Origin of the sequence: Tunicatimonas sp., from assembly GCF_049647865.1 — a bacterium.
Taxonomy (GTDB): domain Bacteria; phylum Bacteroidota; class Bacteroidia; order Cytophagales; family Cyclobacteriaceae; genus Tunicatimonas.
Genome location: NZ_JBARYM010000285.1, coordinates 1 through 18,590, shown reverse-complemented (window position 1 = coordinate 18,590; position 18,590 = coordinate 1). Strand labels below are relative to the sequence as shown.

18 protein-coding genes are annotated in these 18,590 nt (G+C 42.6%); 8 read left to right on the top strand and 10 right to left on the bottom strand.

Annotation, left to right across the window (positions count from 1 at the left end; all coding sequences use genetic code 11):
* The 3 genes from WBA23_RS08775 to WBA23_RS08765 form a co-directional block, all read left to right on the top strand.
* Nucleotides 1-833 (top strand): HEAT repeat domain-containing protein (locus tag WBA23_RS08775; RefSeq protein ID WP_424581900.1); only part of this gene is annotated, 833 nt, incomplete at its 5' end.
* Between the two features lie 32 nt (nucleotides 834-865).
* Nucleotides 866-1,744, top strand: coding sequence for a DUF4097 family beta strand repeat-containing protein (locus WBA23_RS08770; protein WP_424581899.1), 879 nt, complete (start codon nucleotides 866-868; stop codon nucleotides 1,742-1,744).
* Nucleotides 1,745-1,840: 96 nt separating this feature from the next.
* Nucleotides 1,841-2,683, top strand: coding sequence for a DUF4097 family beta strand repeat-containing protein (locus tag WBA23_RS08765; RefSeq protein ID WP_424581898.1), 843 nt, complete (start codon nucleotides 1,841-1,843; stop codon nucleotides 2,681-2,683).
* 17 nt (nucleotides 2,684-2,700) lie between these two features.
* On the opposite strand, the gene WBA23_RS08760 is transcribed toward WBA23_RS08765, so the two are convergent.
* Both WBA23_RS08760 and pncA read right to left on the bottom strand, forming a co-directional pair.
* The gene (locus tag WBA23_RS08760) at nucleotides 2,701-3,327 is read right to left on the bottom strand and encodes a hypothetical protein (protein ID WP_424581897.1); all 627 of its coding nucleotides are present in this window, start codon (nucleotides 3,325-3,327) and stop codon (nucleotides 2,701-2,703) included.
* A 287-nt stretch (nucleotides 3,328-3,614) separates the two neighbouring features.
* Nucleotides 3,615-4,226: a bifunctional nicotinamidase/pyrazinamidase gene (pncA, locus tag WBA23_RS08755; RefSeq protein ID WP_424581896.1), complete on the bottom strand. Its 612-nt coding sequence runs from the start codon at nucleotides 4,224-4,226 to the stop codon at nucleotides 3,615-3,617.
* A 134-nt stretch (nucleotides 4,227-4,360) separates the two neighbouring features.
* Here pncA and WBA23_RS08750 point away from each other — a divergent pair, with 134 nt between their 5' ends.
* The 4 genes from WBA23_RS08750 (at nucleotide 4,361) to WBA23_RS08735 (ending at nucleotide 9,656) form a co-directional block, all read left to right on the top strand.
* Nucleotides 4,361-7,579, top strand: coding sequence for an FG-GAP-like repeat-containing protein (locus tag WBA23_RS08750; protein ID WP_424581895.1), 3,219 nt, complete (start codon nucleotides 4,361-4,363; stop codon nucleotides 7,577-7,579).
* Between the two features lie 135 nt (nucleotides 7,580-7,714).
* Complete coding sequence (locus tag WBA23_RS08745; RefSeq protein ID WP_424581894.1) at nucleotides 7,715-8,617, top strand: histone deacetylase family protein; 903 nt, start codon at nucleotides 7,715-7,717, stop codon at nucleotides 8,615-8,617.
* A gap of 18 nt (nucleotides 8,618-8,635) precedes the next feature.
* Nucleotides 8,636-8,872 carry a hypothetical protein gene (locus WBA23_RS08740; protein WP_424581893.1) on the top strand — a complete coding sequence of 79 codons (237 nt, stop codon included), beginning with the start codon at nucleotides 8,636-8,638 and terminating at the stop codon, nucleotides 8,870-8,872.
* Complete coding sequence (locus WBA23_RS08735) at nucleotides 8,859-9,656, top strand: rhomboid family intramembrane serine protease (RefSeq protein WP_424581892.1); 798 nt, start codon at nucleotides 8,859-8,861, stop codon at nucleotides 9,654-9,656. Before WBA23_RS08740 ends, WBA23_RS08735 begins: the two co-directional genes overlap by 14 nt.
* On the opposite strand, the gene WBA23_RS08730 is transcribed toward WBA23_RS08735, so the two are convergent.
* The 7 genes from WBA23_RS08730 to WBA23_RS08700 form a co-directional block, all read right to left on the bottom strand.
* A complete protein-coding gene (locus WBA23_RS08730; protein WP_424581891.1) occupies nucleotides 9,637-9,930 on the bottom strand; it encodes a T9SS type A sorting domain-containing protein in 294 nt (97 codons plus the stop codon). The two genes, WBA23_RS08735 and WBA23_RS08730, sit on opposite strands and share 20 nt — an antisense overlap.
* A 266-nt stretch (nucleotides 9,931-10,196) precedes the next feature.
* The gene (locus WBA23_RS08725; RefSeq protein ID WP_424581890.1) at nucleotides 10,197-10,580 is read right to left on the bottom strand and encodes a hypothetical protein; all 384 of its coding nucleotides are present in this window, start codon (nucleotides 10,578-10,580) and stop codon (nucleotides 10,197-10,199) included.
* A gap of 189 nt (nucleotides 10,581-10,769) precedes the next feature.
* Nucleotides 10,770-11,135, bottom strand: a complete 366-nt coding sequence (locus WBA23_RS08720) for a response regulator (protein ID WP_424581889.1) — start codon at nucleotides 11,133-11,135, stop codon at nucleotides 10,770-10,772.
* 318 nt (nucleotides 11,136-11,453) lie between these two features.
* On the bottom strand, nucleotides 11,454-12,419 hold the full coding sequence (locus tag WBA23_RS08715; protein ID WP_424581888.1) for a hypothetical protein: 966 nt from the start codon (nucleotides 12,417-12,419) through the stop codon (nucleotides 11,454-11,456).
* On the bottom strand, nucleotides 12,419-14,089 hold the full coding sequence (locus tag WBA23_RS08710) for an FAD-dependent oxidoreductase (RefSeq protein ID WP_424581887.1): 1,671 nt from the start codon (nucleotides 14,087-14,089) through the stop codon (nucleotides 12,419-12,421). The genes WBA23_RS08715 and WBA23_RS08710 overlap by 1 nt, the downstream gene beginning before the upstream one ends.
* Nucleotides 14,090-14,158: 69 nt before the next feature.
* Nucleotides 14,159-14,968, bottom strand: a complete 810-nt coding sequence (locus WBA23_RS08705) for a hypothetical protein (RefSeq protein WP_424581886.1) — start codon at nucleotides 14,966-14,968, stop codon at nucleotides 14,159-14,161.
* A 149-nt stretch (nucleotides 14,969-15,117) separates the two neighbouring features.
* A complete protein-coding gene (locus WBA23_RS08700) occupies nucleotides 15,118-16,314 on the bottom strand; it encodes an aspartate aminotransferase family protein (RefSeq protein ID WP_424581885.1) in 1,197 nt (398 codons plus the stop codon).
* A 232-nt stretch (nucleotides 16,315-16,546) separates the two neighbouring features.
* Here WBA23_RS08700 and WBA23_RS08695 point away from each other — a divergent pair, with 232 nt between their 5' ends.
* Nucleotides 16,547-17,860: a sensor histidine kinase gene (locus tag WBA23_RS08695; RefSeq protein WP_424581884.1), complete on the top strand. Its 1,314-nt coding sequence runs from the start codon at nucleotides 16,547-16,549 to the stop codon at nucleotides 17,858-17,860.
* 4 nt (nucleotides 17,861-17,864) lie between these two features.
* Here the strand turns inward: WBA23_RS08695 and WBA23_RS08690 are convergent.
* A partial coding sequence (locus WBA23_RS08690) for a J domain-containing protein (RefSeq protein WP_424581883.1) occupies nucleotides 17,865-18,590 on the bottom strand: 726 nt, incomplete at its 5' end.

Below are 18,590 nucleotides of genomic sequence, written 5' to 3'. Positions count from 1 at the left end.
ATTCAGGATTTACGCCAAATTTTTCGCCAACTGGAACAGCAACTATGAAAGAACAGTACACGCTATTGATTATGGATTATTTGGAAGGCCGCTGGGACGATCAGAAGGAAACGCAGCTCCAGCAATTACTGACTAGTGGCGAAATTAGTCAGGAAGAATTATCTGATTGGCAAATGCTTTACCAGAAGAGCGAACAATTGCCCGTTCCCGCTCCGTCGGGTCAGTTGCGAGAGAATTTCTACTCGATGCTTGGCAGCTGGGAACAGTCTCAAACACCCAGTTGGTGGCAGCGATTCCTCCAGCCGTTTAACGCTTCCATTCGGGTATCTCAGTTAATTACGGCGGCTTTGCTGCTATTTATTGGTGTAGCGGTCGGCTTCTGGCTAAGCCCAACGCAACGCTACGAATCGCAGATTGGGCAGTTATCCTCGGAAGTGCAACAAATGCGCGAAGCGATGGTGCTCACCCTGCTGGAGCAACCTTCGGCTATGCAACGTCTCAAGGCGGTGAGCATCAGTACTGATCTATCTTCTTCTACCGAAAAAATTCATCATGCTTTGCTTCGCACCCTGAATGAAGATCCGCAAGTCAATGTCCGGTTGGCAGCTCTAGAGGCACTGCTCCCCTACGCTTCCGATTCATTGGTGAGGCAAGGGTTGGTACAGTCCATCGCTCAGCAAAATGACCCTCTGATACAAATTGCGCTGGCGCAAACAATGGTTGAACTACAGGAAAAACAAGCAGTAGAACCGCTAGAAGATTTACTGAAAAAAGACGGTTTAAACCAAGATGCTCAGCAAACTATCAAGCAAAGCTTGGAGATACTCATCTAATAATTATTCTAAAACTTACTCGATCTCTACTTATGAAACTCACAACTCTTTTTACCATCATCATCAGTTCGGTAGCCTGGACTTTGGCTCCGCTATCTCATCAGGAGACAATCACTCGTAGTCTAAAATTTTCGGAAAACAGTACCGATAACGAATTGTGGCTAAAGAATATTCAGGGGAATGTTACCGTGATTGGCTACGAGGGTGAAACCGTTGAAATTAGCGTGGAAAAGACGATTGAAGCCCGTACTCAAGATCGCCTCCAGCAAGGTATAGATGAGATACAACTGACGACCGAGTTGGATAGTAATTATATGCTGGTATATATGGATGCTCCTTTTGTAAACGCTCATCGTAAAGGCAATCATTTTCACTACCGTACCGACCATCATCACAGTGATTGGAATGAGCATAAATACGACTATCGGATGGACTTTACAGTGCGCATACCAAATGCTCTCAATTTAAGGGTTTCTACTATCAACGAAGGATCGGTGGTCATTGAAAATGTACAATCGCAGCGTATTGAGGCTCGTAATGTTAATGGGCCTATTCAAGCGACTGATATTAGCGGACAAACTTCGGTGGTTACGGTAAATGGCGACGTGGATGTTTCTTTTACGGAGGCTCCGGCAAAAGACAGTCGCTTTAAAACGATTAACGGCGATATTACGCTGCTGATGCCAAATAATCTATCGGCTGATGTCTCCTTCAAAAGTATGAACGGTGATTTCTACACCAATTTTGATCAGATTAATTATTTGCCGGCTGAAGTTTCCTTAGCCAAGAAAAAGGGGCGTAAGCGCACTACCTACCGGATTGACCGCTCCACCAAAATACGTATCGGCCAGGGTGGCCCCTTGGTAGAAACGGAAACCCTCAACGGTGAAGTATACTTAAAACACAGCTAGCTGAAAAATATGAGATATGAAAGGACTCAAATACCAGAATCCAATAACAACTAGCAATTTAATAATCGAACAATCAAAAAATTAACCCATAAAATAATGAACATTTTGCCTCACTTATCCCACGATATCAGGAAACTTATTCGTATTATTTTGATCACAATTATCGTCTACTTAATTGCTTTCGGTATAGCGAATGCCCAAGATGAACTATTAGCCATTCCGCTAACTAATCCTAATCAGCCCGGCGAACTTCGGGTAGAACTAGTACGAGGTTCTATCTTCGTTCGGGGATACGATGGCAAAGAGGTAATTGTACAAACCGCCCCAACCACCAGCAATTACGTAGATGACAATCAGGGGCGAGGTGGTTTGCGAAAAATTAGTAGTGGCGGTAATATCTCAATGGAAGCTATCGAAGAAGGCAACCGGGTAACTGTGCGCTCTCGGGCTCCGGAAAGTTCTTTCGACTTTGATATTCAGGTGCCTCGTAACTTTTCAATCAAGGCGAAAGCCATAAACGACGGTGTAATCTTCATCGAAAACGTTAGTGGCGAGATAGAAGCCAGCAACATTAACGATGATGTAGAGCTGCAGAATATTTCTGGTTCAGCCGTGGTGAATACGGTAAATGGGGAAGTAACTGTTGTGTTTGATGAAGTAACGCCCGACACACCGATGTCATTCACCACCCTGAACGGAGACATCGAAGTGACTTTTCCCACTTCTACGGCTATGCTGGCCAAAATGAAAACGCTGAACGGAGAAATCTTTACTGATTTTGAGATGGATGTAAAAGCCAACAATAAGCGAGAAACATCTAATGACGGGGGAATTTATCGGGTGAAGGTTGATAAGGAAATTATGGGAACCGTGAACGGCGGTGGCCCCGAAATTTACTTTAAAAGCCACAATGGCGATATTATTATTCGGAAGAAGTAAAGATGGAAATTACTCTATTAAGGTAAGTCTTTGCAAGACCGCATGGTTAGGTCCTCGTACTTTTGCACCACAGCGATGTAGTCTTCCAATGTATCAAACTGGAGCTTATTAGCTCGGACAAATTTTCTGAGTTCTTTTCGCTGATCGTCTAAAGCATTTAAATTAAAATCATGAGCTTGGTGGTTTTCTACGTCAACCAAAAACCATCGGTAATCCATAATAAACTTAGTGACTGAAGCCGCATTTGCTTGGTAAGCATGGGCGTAGCTCATGTTAACGTACTCGTAGCTTCTGGACATGGCTCCCCCTGGCCCCGGCACGTAATTCGTAATTTCTGCTACTATTGACCGGCTACCTAAAATAGCGTAAAAACAGTCTTCGTACAGTAACTCCACAAACATAGGTCGATTATTGATAAGGGGAAGAGAATAGTACGTATGATCGGTATAGGTATCGTGGTTGTAAAAAGAAAAGCTTTCTATATCGTAAACAGTAAGAACACGAGTTAAATCGCCATCGGCAACTTTCACTAGCCCTTCGGGAACTAGCGGACTGTAGGACAGTTGACATAAAAGCGTTCTTCCGCTCCAAAAGGTTACTTCCCCTTCGTACCATTGATCTACTACTTCGCTAAGTTGTTCCATGTTCTTAACTCGGAAACTCTTTAAAGTAGGTTTATCCTGGCCATACAGAGAAGTGAAAGTAAGAGCGATAAATATGAGTGTCACATATGTTTTGACCCATCTTTGTAGGAAATATAAATTGACAGGCTTTTCTCTCATACCGGATACTAACTATAGCTATCCGATAAATATAAGGAGTTATAATCTTAATTAATATTAAAAAAATGCAAATAAATCACAAATTCTGTAATTGCCGTTTTAAAAGCTTGTTTAGCAAATTTTTTAGGCCGTAACCGAATGCTAATGACTTAGAAATCTTTAAGAGAAATAATTTTTACTCCAGCCGCTGCCATCTCGTTAATGGCTTTCTCAAAATCTTGGGGTTGTAGATTAACTGCTCGGGTTGCCTCGGGAATAACTGTAGTATCAAAGCCCAACTTCTTAGCATCTAAAGCAGTAAACTTCACACAGTAGTCAGTGGCTAGTCCTACAACAAATACTCTATTTACACCATGTTCTTTCAGATAGTCACCCAGTCCGGTAGCTTTCCGGTGGCCGTTATCAAAGAACCCACTGTAGCTATCAATTTTTGGATTGGTCCCTTTGGGAAAAACCTCAGCTACCTTTTCCATCTGTAAATCACTAGCAAATTCTGCCCCAGCACTTCCCTGTACACAGTGGTTAGGCCACAGTACTTGATCTAAGCCATTGAGCTGAATAATATCACCAATTTGTTTCCCCGAATGGTTAGCCGCAAAACTAAGGTGGTTTTTGGGATGAAAGTCCTGAGTAGCTACTATTAAATCAAAGTGAGGTTGTAGTTGATTAGCTACAGGAACTACCGCATCTCCGTTGGCAACCGCTAAGGCACCACCGGGCAAAAAGTCGTTCTGAATATCAACTAAAATTAAGGCTTCCATTAGATAACGAAGGTCAAATAAGCAAAAAACAAATATTGCAGAAGATATTACACCTGTGGGCAAAAGCCAATTGTTGCTTCAAAAAAATAACGCTTTCCCACTACCTTGCTTTGTCTTCTGATGAGGTACCTCTTATGCAAAAGCTTCTATCTACGCTATTCTTCTCATGGCTTACTACGGTATTGTTAGCCCAAGCTCCGGTTATTACCCAATTGGATAAAACCCACGGAACGGTATACGAAGTAGTCACCATTCAGGGAAGTGGGTTTGGCACGGACACTATGAATATTGATGTGTTTTTTGGTGGGGTTCTAGCCGATTCCATCGCTTCAATTAGTTCAGGAGTACCGATGCTGGATACTGAAATTCGAGTTTTAGTTCCTCCGGGAGCTACCACTAGCAGCGTATCAGTAACCCGCACTGATACTCGATTAACAGCTTATTCCTCTGAGGTATTTTATATCAGCTACGATGGTGGTACTTTTGACGTAGCCTTAATGGACGGGCCTTATAAATACGCCACCTCCGGTAGTAGTCTTTACAACTTATGTTTCTGTGACTTCAACCAAGACGGTCTTAATGATATTGCTACCAGCGATGCCAATAGCGAAGATATTACTATCTTACAAAATATAACTTCTAATATAGATACTGTTGCCTTTACTCCAGTTGAATTAGACCTAGAGGCCACCACTCGCTGGGTTCGCTGTGGTGATCTGAATGGCGACGGATTACCGGAATTATTATTTTCGGCTTCTAATAGCAATGCAGAAGGATCTAATTTAGTGTATATTTTTCGGAACACAAGCACTAGTGGAGCAGTGTCATTTGACGAAGCTAGCCCCACAAAACTTCCTGTACAGGGAAATTTAGCAGCTCGTATGGTAATTCGCGATATTGATCTGGATGGAAAACCAGATATCACGGTAGCTGATATTTCTGCCGATGGGGGGGTGTCAGTGTTCCTGAACAATGGAACTGGTTCAGCTATTAGCTTTAGCAATACACCCAGCCTTCCGTTTGCGGTGTTTGGTATTAGTAGTACCGAGCTTAGTGGTATTACGGTAGAAGATTTTAGTGGCGACGGGATTCCGGATATTGCGGTAAGTGAAGACGAGAATAGTGGTATTTATGTTATTACCAATGCTAGTACTCCCGGTTCGCTGGGGTTTGGCGCCATTACCGAACTATCTGCTCCAGGACGAACGACTAATCTAAAGGCTGGTGACCTAGATAATGATGGTCTCACCGATTTAGTAGTCGTTAACGATTCTTACGTAGGAGCTTTACGGAATACTTCACAAAATGGGACAGTCAGCTTTGCTAGTCCAGTGCAGTTTGGTCAGGGTGCTCTATCGAGAGAAGGCTTGGAGTTAGTGGATATGGACGGAAATGGGCTGCTTGATATAACCGTAGCCATTCAGAACCAACCTCGGATTACTTTGCTATTAAACAAAAGTACTGTAGGTTCTTTGGACTTTAGTAATCCGCTGAATCTGCTAGCCAACGAAAACTCGCTTAGCGTTCGTGGTGGCGACCTGAACGGCGACGGAAAACCTGATTTAGCCTACACTGAAACAGCCACAGACCAAATTGCTATTCGGCTAAACCGTAATTGTATTACCCCGGTGTTAGAGCCACAAAATGGCTTAGGGGTTTGTGACCAGTTGCCCTATCAACTAACCGTGACCAAAGCTATTGGAGCCGACTACCTTTGGGAAAGTTCTAGTGACGGAACGAGCTTTACTCCAGTAGCTGAGGCCACTGATTCTACCTTTACATTTACTACCAGTGATGAGCTATTTTATCGGGTTAAAGTATCTTCCGCCAATAAAACATTTGTTTGTTCTCCTGCCGCTTCTAATCGAGTTGAAATTGTTCGGCCCGATGGTTTTGTTCCTTCTAAGCCTACAATTATTGATAAAAACCCAGCCGAGCCGGTATGTTTTGGTGAAAGTTTGTTGCTTCAATCTGAAACAGTGAATGCAGATTATTTCTGGTCCGGACCCAATGAGTTTACTTCTAACGAACAAAATCCGGTTATTTCTAATATTAATAAATCACACGAAGGGCTTTACATACTCTTTGTGCAGGCTAGTGAAGAAAATGGTGGCTGCATTAGCGACACGATTACTACCTTCATCAGCGTTAGCGAACCCGGAGCCATTACGGCTACTGCCGAAAAAAACCCAGTTTTCTTTGAGGGGAACAACGTAAAATTTACAGTTAACTCAGTAGATGATCAGACTTTTGGTTGGAGGCGAAACGATCAAACTATTGCCGAAGCTACTGAATTATCTTTTACTACTAATCAAGAGGGTACCTATGTTGCAGTAACCCAAAATGCCGAAGGCTGTTTGCGAGAAAGCAACCCGATAGAGGTAGCCTTCGCTCGCCCCACTATTCCAACTGAACTTTGCCTGAATACAGCCGGGCAATTTATTGTTAGTCCGGGCAATTTGAACGGAAAAGAAATTCGATACCGCTGGCTTTTTGAAGAAAATACTGAAGAAGGTGATACTGTTTCGTACAAATTTAACAATGCCGGAACGCAAACAATAGCAATAGAAATTTTGGAAGACGATGGTACGGTACGCGATCGTTACGAACAAACAGTGGAAGTGTTGGCTATTCCTGATTTGACAGTACAAGCTGCTGATAACCCAAATTTATGTCCCAATGCTGTTGTGGTGCTAGAAGCTAACGAAGGTTTTTCTACCTATTTATGGAACACCCAATCGACCGAGCGTAGCATTACAGTGAATCAGCCCGGAACGTATACCTTAGAAGTTACCGCTGAAAATGGGTGTAATGATTTTCGAGAGTTTACGGTAGAAGAAGCAGAGAATCCGATAGGAGAAATTACAGCTTCTTCGGATCGTGTTGCGCTAGGAGATACTTTGCAACTGCAAGCCTCGGGCGGGAGTATTTACCGCTGGAAGAGTGATATTTCCTTGAGCGATACTACAATTGCTAACCCATTAGTTCGCCCTCTAATCACAACTACTTACACCTGCTTTATAATGAACGACGAGGGTTGTGCTGATTCGGTAGAATTTACCGTAAATGTTGACCGTCGCCTGGATGTTGTTCCCGAGCGAGCATTCACTCCTAATAATGATGGTAACAACGATACTTGGCATATTGAGAAGATGGAACTCTACCCTGATTGTCGTTTAACCATTTTTAATAGGCAAGGCGTAGAAATGCACAGACAAGAAAACTACAGCAATCTTCAGCCCTGGGATGGAACTGCCAACGGAAGTTTGGTCCCCCCTGGTGTTTATTTTTATCTAATTAGCTGCGGTGAAGAGGCTGGTAGCCAAACTGGTAGCATTACGATTGTGCGGTAGCTGTTTCTGCTGCATTCTCGCCATTATTATAACCCAGCTTAGTCCCAAGTTCTAGGGTGTCCGAAAATTTTAACTAGTACAAACCAACCCTTTTCCTCCAAGGCAGTTGAAAGCATCGGATACTTGCGAGTTGTTATGTTAAAAATTGCTTGGTCAGAAATTTACGCGCATCCTTTGCCCAAAAATCACCGCTTTCCTATGGAAAAGTACAATCTGCTTCCTGAGCAGCTACTATATGAAGGCACCATTACTCAAGAAAACTTTTTTGCCCCAGTTCCTTTAGAAGAACCCTATATCACAAACACACACGCTGCTGAATACTGGTATCGACTGAAGAATCAGGAGCTAACCAAATCAGAAATTAGGAAGACCGGATTTCCTATGTCAGAGCAGTTAGTACAGCGCGAAATAACTATTATGCAAGGGACGGTTCAGGCCGCATTGTTTGCGCTAAAATTCGGGGTAGCATTCAACATTGCGGGAGGCACCCACCACGCATTTACCAACCGAGGCGAAGGTTTTTGCTTGCTCAACGATATTGCGATTGCGGCTAATTATTTACGAGAAAAAAAGTTAGCCAAACAAATACTTGTCGTTGATCTGGATGTACATCAGGGCAACGGAACAGCCCAGATTTTCCGGCACGATCCAGGCGTTTTTACCTTTAGTATGCACGGGGCTAAAAACTATCCGATGCATAAAGAAAAATCAGATATGGATATTGCTCTGCCCGATGGTGCAGATGACACAACATATTTGCAAAAACTTAGAGAAGCATTACCGCGTTTACTCAATGAGATTACTCCCGATTTTATCTTTTTTCAATCGGGAGTAGATGTGCTGGCTTCAGATAAGCTAGGAAGATTGGGGCTAACTATCGACGGTTGTCGGAAGCGCGATCAGATTGTGTTGGAGCTATGTTACCAAAATAATATTCCAGTAGCATTAAGCATGGGAGGGGGGTATTCAGAGAAAATTGCTCATATTATAGAAGCCCACGCAAATACTTATCGGTTAGCTCAGAAAATATTTTTTTGAACAAGTAGGTTTTACAACATGCAAGCAACTGACGGGAAAAAACGCTATCTTACTTACTGGTTAGTTTCGGCTATAGCTGGGTTGATTCTTATTGGTTTCGGTCTCAGTTTGTTTGGCGAAGCATTGATCGCCAAATACGAGCAGCGGGCTTGGTTCTGGTTTGGTACTTTAAGCTTGGTGATTGTGAACAGTGGAGTGGCTTTGGTAGGTCAATCTGTTATTTACCGAATAAAATATTTGCGTGAAAAAGCGTGATAGTGAAATAGAACTGCTATCTGAAGATAAAAGAATGCTCCAGCAAAGTATTTTATTTGCTGTTGGATTTACTGCACTATTATGGCTAATTCGGACGATAGAGTGGAGTGCCTCCCTTGACTTGGGCGTTTTTGGGATTCTTCCGCGTACACCATTAGGTATGGTGGGTATTATCACGGCCCCCCTAGTACATGGCACGTTTCTGCATTTATTATCTAATACCTTCCCATTAATTCTGCTCCTGATAGCTACGTTCTATTTTTACAACAAAATTGCTTTGGAAGTATTTCTCTGGATATACTTAATTACTGGTTTTTGGGTTTGGGTAGCCGCTCGGCAGGCCTACCATATTGGGGCCAGCGGTATTGTCTACGGGTTAGCTGCTTTTCTTCTATTCAGTGGCATCTTTCGGAAAGATATACGCTCGGTAATAGTAGCAGTAGCAATTGCTTTTCTGTATAACGGTATGTTGCAGGGGCTTTTACCCAATGCTAATCAACAAAATGTATCTTGGGAATCGCATTTGCTAGGCTCAGTTGCTGGAATGTTTTGCTCATTCTATTTTCGCACATCAGGTAGTACGCCTACGCTGCATAAAGATTGTGAAAGAGGTGTAACAACTGCCCCCAATCGCCAGAATCACACTTTTGGTGCTAATAGCTATTTTACAACTACTCAGTATAGTTATACTTACTCCTATCAGAAAGAGGAAAAAGAGCCTAAATATATTATTCAGTTAAATGAGAAAGAGGGAGATGAGCCAACTATTGTTTCAGAAATCTGAAAACCTTCTTTTTCGTTCCAGTGTCAGTTTCGCACTGAGCAATCAACATATAGTATCCGGCGGCACATTGGCTTACATTGATCCGGTAGATGTTAGATGCTACTTTTTCAGGTAGCACCTTCACTGGATTTCCCAGAATATCTACTACTTCTAAAGTAATGTTGCCAACAAAGTTACTTACCTTATCAGTTCTAAAGTAGATAAAGTCGCGAGCCGGATTGGGATATACCGGGGCATCCTGATCAACAGGTTCAGTATGCTCGTGTGTGGCCATAGAAAAGGTGGGTAGCACTATCAGCACCAAGATGAGCAACCATGCTCCTACACCTGTTATGAACCAATTTAATTGCATATAAAAACTTTCTCTACTTACTGTATACTATTTAATTAAGAAATAAGTTATATAAAATTACACAAAGTACGATCATCATGTGCTTTTACTTGTGTTTTAGCTAATAAAAAAAGCGAGATAATTTCTCGCTTTTTACTTTTCCGTTTTAATAATATGCTGATGTGCAATAGTCTCTTCTGAATTGGTGATTAGTTTCCACTAATGCTTTCAGCTACCCGATCGATTTCTGATTCAATACGAGTAATTGCCTCATTAACCTCTTCATAAGAAATACTCCAATCTTCTTTGGTCATGGTTTGAATTTCTCGTAGTCTATCATCTACATCCTCTTGCTCCTGCTTAAGTTCAGCAATAGCCGACTCAATATCGCTTTTAGCGTCTTCGTTCACATCTTTTGCTGTTTTCCTCAGATCACGAATACGTTTGTCAATATTTTTGCTTTTATCTTTAAGCTCATCAGTTTTAGATTCACGATAGTCTTCATAGTAGGCTTCTCGCATCTCAATAGCTTCCCGAGTTTCTTCTTTCGCTTCTTGAGTTTCCTCACGCGCTTCCTGAATCTGATCTTCCATATCCTGCTTAGTGATTTCTCGATTACAACTTGAGAATGCAAAAATCACAAAAGCTGATAGTATAAAGCAGTATCGTTTTAATGATATAAATTTCATGGCAGTTATCTATTAGGTAAAAAAATTATTACAATAAGATAACTGTTTTCTACAAAAAAGGTTTAACCCTATTCAAATAATATTTCAAAGGTTTTATTGCAAAATACCTTGAATTACGGTATCGTTGAGTGGCTTAGTCAAATACCCTTCTACTACTTGATACTTCTGAGCTCGAGTTCTATCTCGATCATCCAAAGAAGAGGTGAGCACATATACTTTGAAACCAGACTGAATGTGAGCGTCTTTTAGCCCATCTAAGAATCCCCAACCATCCATAGTAGGCATATTTAAATCGAGGAGAATAATATCAGGTTTATCATCTTGATTAGCCTGAATATCTTGTAATGCCTTTTGGGCTTGAGAGTATTCTTGCACATCAATTTCTGCGCTATTCTTTAATAGCAACTTACGGCTTATTAGCAGATCAATCTGATTGTCGTCTATAATAAAAACGCGCATAGTTTGTTCAGGTATGGTTTGATATTTAGGGAAACAAGATACGAAACCTTTGCAGTATAAGCATAAGTAATTGATTATCAATTATTACATATAGCAAACTAGCTATTCTACAGCTACTATAGTAGTATTTGATGTATACAATAGCAATTTATATAAATAATAGCATAATAAGTTTGCTTTATATTATATGCCGCGTAATACATAACTATATTATTTATAAGTTATGTTATGGAACATAGGCTATATAGCGGAAAAACTTGCAGAAGGTTTTAGAAATTTCACAGAATATAGTAGTAGAATTTTTAACTGTTTGGAAGATTATTTCTGTTTGCGTTTATAGAAGTATAGTTTAGGAATAGAGGAACCTTGTTTTTCACTCAGGGTAAAATACCCTTCATGATTGGTTGACCAACCAATTGCTTCACCTTGAGGTTCTACCATGTAGGGAAGTATTTTTGGTTCTTGTTGCATAAGTTCAAAGATCGATGTTTGATCATCTTCTCGTTGCCAGTATAGTACTTCTACATACGATTTTATTAGCAACTCTTTACCATCGGACGATATATCCCCACCGACGGGCTGATTAAAAATTCCCCCAATTTCGCGGTTCCACTCACCTACTTTCTCAGCAAGAATAGTGGAGGAAGTAGATTGAGGAAAAGGTAAACGATACAAACGAGCGAAGCGGTCGCGTTTAGATACGATGTATAAGTCTTGAGTTAAAGGGTCAACCAGTAACGTTTCAGCATCTCTTGCGCCATCTGGATACTTCAGGTTAATTTTTTCTGCGTTCTGAATAGTGCCACCGGGCGAGGTATCGTCGTTAATAATAGGTTCAGGGAAACGGTATATATTTAAGCTAGGGTGCACAGCCTGGTTATCGCCAATGTCACCTACGTACAAATAATTGATTCCATCCTCTGGGCCGGGGCCAATGGCTATATCTTCCCAATCTCGATTAGTCGCTCCCGCAATAATCCACTCACCTACTGTCTCCCCTAAAGTATTAATCGCGTAAATCTTAGCATCATTGCCGCTATCGTTATGAGTCCATAGTATATCTGAATTACTACGACTGGCTACGATACCCGAAGCTTCGCTAATAGTAGGGTTGTTTACTGTACCCCGGTTAACTGGCTCAGAAAAAGTGCTAGAAAGCTGGGGAGCTATGGGTACTTCGGGATCGTTTTGTCCGCAGGCTAAGCTTGGCAATAGCAACCAAATAATAAGAAGTGGCGATAGTAAATTGAAATGTATTTTCACTTGGTTAGTTCTAATTATCATTAGGGTTCGGGGTTTACGTAGTCCAGCCAATTCTCGGGAATGGTTAATATCTGTTTATCCTGTAACAGCTGGTTCTGGAGGGCAATATAGTCAATCTCCTGAACGGCACTTTGCTGGTCAATAGCTATTGCGGCAGCACAACCGGCACTCTGGCCTAAGACCATAAACGTAGGCAAAATGCGAATAGCTCCGTACGCTACGTAGCTGCTTGAAGGGCAGGTTGGAGTAATTAGGTTGGTGCATTCTTCTACCTTCGGGATTAGCGCTTGCCAGGAAATGCCGAACGGGCGCCAGTCGTCGCCACCAAATACGAAACCTTCGTTATACGCATACCCATTTAGCACGATGCGACGAGCGTGATGGGTATCGGGCGGCCACCAGGCAATGGCTACCGGTTGGAGCCCCAAGGGATCCCCTACTTGGATTGGATTATCCCGACGGGTATGGTGTTCAGTAATTACAAAATTAGATACTAAACGACGAGCCGAGCGGATGTACAATCGTCGGGGCCAACCGCCGTTATCAGTAAATTCATCTTGGCAAAGCCCCCAACCGGCCCAGTTCTTCCGAGTTTGCTCATCTACTAATGAGTCGTTCTGCAAGAACCAAATCAGTCCTTGAGTAAAATCTTTATGATACTGTACAACACTATCCTGCGTGGCGTAATCACCATCAGGGTATTGCCAGTTTTTACCGTAGAGATTAGCCGATAAGTCGTGCCAACTGCCTAGATCAGTTTTGCTATTGGGCCGATTAGCTCGGGGATGAAATAATGTTCCACCTTGCCGAAGGTATCGGCGGTAAATTTCGTAAGTAGAAGGATTGTAATTAATTGGTTTGGTAATTGGAATGCGATTATCTTCCTGTCGGGTTAACACCAGCCGGAAACAAAAACCCTGAATATACTTATCAGGCTCACCGTATTCACCCAACTCGCCCACTTGAATGGTTGGAATTAGACCACTAGAAGAGTCACCTGGTACTACGTAGGGATCTACTTTTATTTCAAACTGGCGGTAGGTATTTTCTACTTGGATACCGTTTTTAGTTTCACCGTAAGCTTGATTACCCTCTCGGATGGTTTCTGAAGTTATTCCCGCCATATGCAGCAAATGCCCTTCTACAGAAGCATCGATAAATACTGTAGCGGTTATCTTTTGACCGTTTTCTAAAGTAATACTTTGAATTCGCGAACCCTGCTTACGTACGCCATTCTCTTCTTTAATACGTGTTTTTCGGATGATACGAATATCTTTTTCTTGGGCTAAAAACTGTTCAATAATCTCTTCGGCCACCGAGGGTTCGTAGCGGGAGTACCAACCATATTGGTCAAAGGCGGGTTTACGACCATAGTAATCTTCAATTGCGGTATACAGTTCTCGGGCAATACCACCAATAACGACTGAGCTACCAAAACGAATATCTTTGGCAATGCCTTCTACCATCATGCCACCGGGGTGCCCGGTAGGCTCAATCAGAACAACCGTTTTACCCATGCGAGCCGCTTGAATAGCCGCAGTGAATCCCGCTTCGCTACCACTTAGAATACAGATATCTGCTTGAATTTCTTGGGCACTCAATGCTGTGATTCCCAAGAACATAAAAGCAGTTAGCAGCGAAGCAGCTCTTATCAGTCTACCCAAACGAGAGATAGCAATTAAAGCGACCATATTGTTTGCAGAAGACTTTCTCAACTCTTTAGAAATAATTTAGATGAATCCACGGGCGAAAATACTAAATCATCGGTTGCTTCCCGACTGACGAGGGTAAAAGTATAAATACAAATCACGACCAATCTGGCTTTCACTCAACGTGTAGTATCCCAAACTATCCGCTGTGAAACCAATCGCTTCACCTTGAGGTTCGGCGGTGTAGGGTAGCGTATCAGCGGGGGAAGTAATCCACTCAGCAAAAGAAATAACTGAGTCTGCTCTATTTCGATAAAATATATGTTGATAAGTTTTTAGTAGAATTTCCTGACCGTCGGCCGAAATATCTCCTGCTACCAGACGATCCAGCAGATTCTCACCTTCAAAAGGAATAGTAAGTAGGTGCTTGGCTACTATTGTGGTATCGGTTCGCTGCGGATAAGGCAAGCAGTAAATGTGAGTGAAAGACATCTCTTTAGAAAATAGATACAGATTTTTAGTCAGAGGATCGAGGAGCAGGGTTTCAACATCCCATTGTTCATCCGGGTACACAAAAGTAATAGTATCTATTTGGTGGATTGTATCAGTTTTAGTAACAGTGGCTAATGCAGTAGGCTCAAGAAAACGGTAGATATAATTCTGAGAGCGTAGCGTAAAATTATCTCCGATATCGCCTACGTACAAATAGGTAGTTCCTTGGGTAGGGCCGGGACCAATGGCTATATCTTCCCAGTCTCGTTGGTCTTCACCTAGCACGTAAGTTGCTCGTACCACTGCTTGGCTATCCAGCAAATAGATTTCTGCCGGATTACCGCTATCATTATGTACCCATACCATTCCCGGTTGGCTCCGACTAGCCACCAAACCCGATACTTCTTCCAAGCGATCGTCTTCAATCAATCCCAGTGGAATTCCCGCTCCGAATTTGCTGAATGCGGTAGTTGACTCTTCTGGGGTAGAGCGACAGCTACCAAGTAAACTTAAGAGTGTTGTTCCTACTGCTATGACTAATAAATGCTTGATGGCTAAAGTTAGATAATCAGATACTACTAAGCATGAACGGTTACGTCTTCTATCGCCTGAAGAATAATAGCGCAGGCTTCGTCTATCTCGGTGGGCTGGATGGTTAGCGGAGGGGCTACCCGCATGGCATTATCGCAATACAGAAACCAGTCGGTCAGCACACCTAGTTCAATCGCTCGATCAATAACGGGTTTGAGCATATCAAAGGATTCAAACTCCACAGCCATCATCAACCCTCGGTGCCGAATGCTACGGATAGCCGGATGCTGGAGTTGTTCAATAATCCGCTGGGCTTTGACCGATACTTGTTCCAATAGATTTTCTTCTTGAATAACCCTCAGGGTAGCCAGTGAAGCGGCAGCACTTACCGGATGCCCCCCGAAAGTAGAAATATGTCCGAGAATAGGATTGGCTTTAAGCACCTGCATAATTTCTTGCGAAGCGATGAACGCCCCAATTGGCATACCACCGCCCATACCTTTCGCCGCAACCATAATATCTGGCATTACCCCATAAGACTCAAACGCCCAAAAGGTTCCAGTGCGGCCAAACCCCGCCTGAATTTCATCCAGAATTAGTAAAGCCCCTACCGAATCGCAGTGCTGGCGCAAGGCTTTGAAGTAATCAGCGTCAGCTACGCGTACTCCGGCTTCACCCTGCACCGTTTCTACCACTACGGCAGCCGTTTGCTCATCAATCTGAAAGAAATCTTCAGGATTGTTGAAGCGGATATGCGATACGCCGGGTAACAATGGGCGATAACCCTGTTTAAATTGCTCACTACCACTCACTGATAATGCCCCATGGGAAGAACCGTGGTAGGCATTGAAGCAAGAAACCAAATTAGGTCGCCCGGTATAGCGTTTGGCTAATTTTAAAGCTCCTTCAATCGCCTCACTGCCCGAGTTTACGAAGAAGCAGGCATTTAACGGGTCGGGTAAGGTGCGGGTTAAAGCTTCCGCTAGTTGTACCTGAGGTGCTTGTACAAACTCTCCATAAACCATTAGGTGCAGATAGCGATCTAATTGATCTTGTATCGCCTGCAACACTTTTGGGTGGCGATGGCCGACATTACTTACTCCAATACCAGAAATCAAATCGAGATAACGCTTTCCTTCGGCAGAATGCATGTATACTCCTTCGGCGCGTTCAATCTCCAGCATCAGCGGAAAATCCGAAGTCTGTCCCAAATAATTTAAAAATAGCTGCCGTTGTGAGAGCATGATATGTGTATTGTTGTGTTTGAGTGCTATAGTGCTAAGAATATCAGTATTTAAGTAAACCGTAGAACGATGTTTAAGGCTGAGCGAATACTATAGAATATCAATACTTTAACACCAAGCACCAAAACACTTTAACACTAAAAATAGTACGAACTATAACACTAATTTTTTTACCTTTTGTGAAAAATCGTTGTAAAGCGACTAAAGTTGGGTCGTAATCGTTGCTTAAAGTATGTTATCAAGGTTATTTAAAGGTAATGGGTTCCAATCGTCGGAGCCAATGTTTTCTAACAAGTCGCTGGGAAAGGTAGAAAACCTCTACCAGAAGAAGAAAACCATTCGAGTAGCGGTGCTGGTGATGTCGCTCTTAATTGCTGCGCTTTCAATCTGGTACACTAATCGGTTGATAGAAGGGCTAAAAGAGCGAGAACGAAGCTACATTAATTTGTACGCCAACACCATTGAGATGGTCGCTAATCAGGAAGTAGAAGACGTTACCTACCTATTTGCCCAGGTAGTTACTCCCAACAAATCTATTCCGGTAATTCTTACGGATGCTTACGGCAACTACGTTAATTCGCGTAATTTAGGCTTAGAAGAGATTGAAGATGAAGAAAAACGGCAGCGAATTATTGATCGGGAATTAAGAAAAATGCAAGATGCTTATAAGCCAATTGAAATCGAAATGCGCCACCCAAAAACGCAAATGTATATTGGCTCACAGTTTGTCTACTACCGTAACTCCTTTTTACTTACTCAGCTTCAGTACTACCCTTACGTTCAATTAGGGGTAATCTCCATATTTGCTCTCATTGCTTACTTAGTTTTTAGTTACTCGCGAACGGCAGAGCAAAACCGGGTTTGGGTAGGCATGGCGAAGGAAACGGCGCATCAGTTAGGGACTCCCCTTTCTTCTTTGATGGCTTGGGTAGAATACTTCCGAGCAGAGACCGAAACGTACGATCCTAGTGTGGTAGAAGAGATAGACAAAGATATTAACCGGCTTAATATGGTTACTTCTCGCTTTTCTAATATTGGGTCGATGCCAACCCTCGCTGAAGAGAACCTTTACCAAATACTTAGTAATTCGGTTGGTTACCTACAAAGCCGGGTTTCTACCAAGGTGAACCTTACCTTGCATTCAGAAAATCAGCATATTCCGGTACGAATTAACGCTTCGCTGTTTGAGTGGGTAATTGAAAATATTTGTAAAAATGCAGTGGACGCCATGAGTGGTGTAGGTGATTTAACTATTCAGGTAACGCAAAATCACCCGGAACAGGTGGTAATTGATATTACCGATACGGGAAAGGGTATTCACAAATCTAAAATTAAGCAGGTATTTACTCCGGGCTACACCACCAAAAAACGGGGCTGGGGTTTAGGACTTTCGTTATCCCAACGGATCGTAGAAAATTATCATAAAGGCAAAATTTACGTGAGGCATTCGGAAATAAATGTAGGGACTACCTTCCGGATTGTGTTGCCTACCCATGTAGCCGAACCCGCCCAACCTATAAAACGGTCCGCTAATGCTACAGCTTAATGCGCTACACGGTTGAAAATAATAGCACCTGAATAATTGCTATAACTAGCATCAATATAGCTAACGAAAGCCGTTGCTCAAGCGATTTTATGACTTGCCAGTACAGTCCTAACATCAGAAGCATGGCGGGAATAATAAAGCCGAAGAAGGTATATACGCTGTAAATAGGTTCGTAGCGAGTAGTTTGCCCATCGGCAGTAAGCAAAGCCGCCTGAGGCTTGCCAAAGACAACTGTAGTTAGTACCACCGCTTCATCAAAGAAATCATCAGATTTAACCAGCCCTTTCTTAATTCGCAAGGTGAAATCCTCAAAGTGCAGGTCATCGTACTGGTACGATCGGGTACCACCTTGGTACCTCGATGATTCAAAAACCTTTTCTACCTTCAGCGACTGCTGCGGATAGGCTTTTCGGGGAAGAAGATAGTCAATAGCTAGTAACCCGTTAAAAATTAGCAGAGCCACGGCTGCAAAATTGAAGTACGATAGCAACTGGCGAATAAGTGCCTCGCGAGCCGCGGCTTCTTCTTGTCGCTGCTGCCGAACCCGAGCACGAGCCTCTTGCCGCCACCGCTCCCGTTCAGAAACTTCAGGCTCTTGATGATTATCTGCTCCGGCATAAGCATACTTCTCAGCATTCGTTAGATAATTGTAAGCCTGGGTGATTTCAATGAATTTTTCCGAAGTATCTTTCTCAGTGTTTCGATCGGGATGGTACTGCTTGGAAAGACG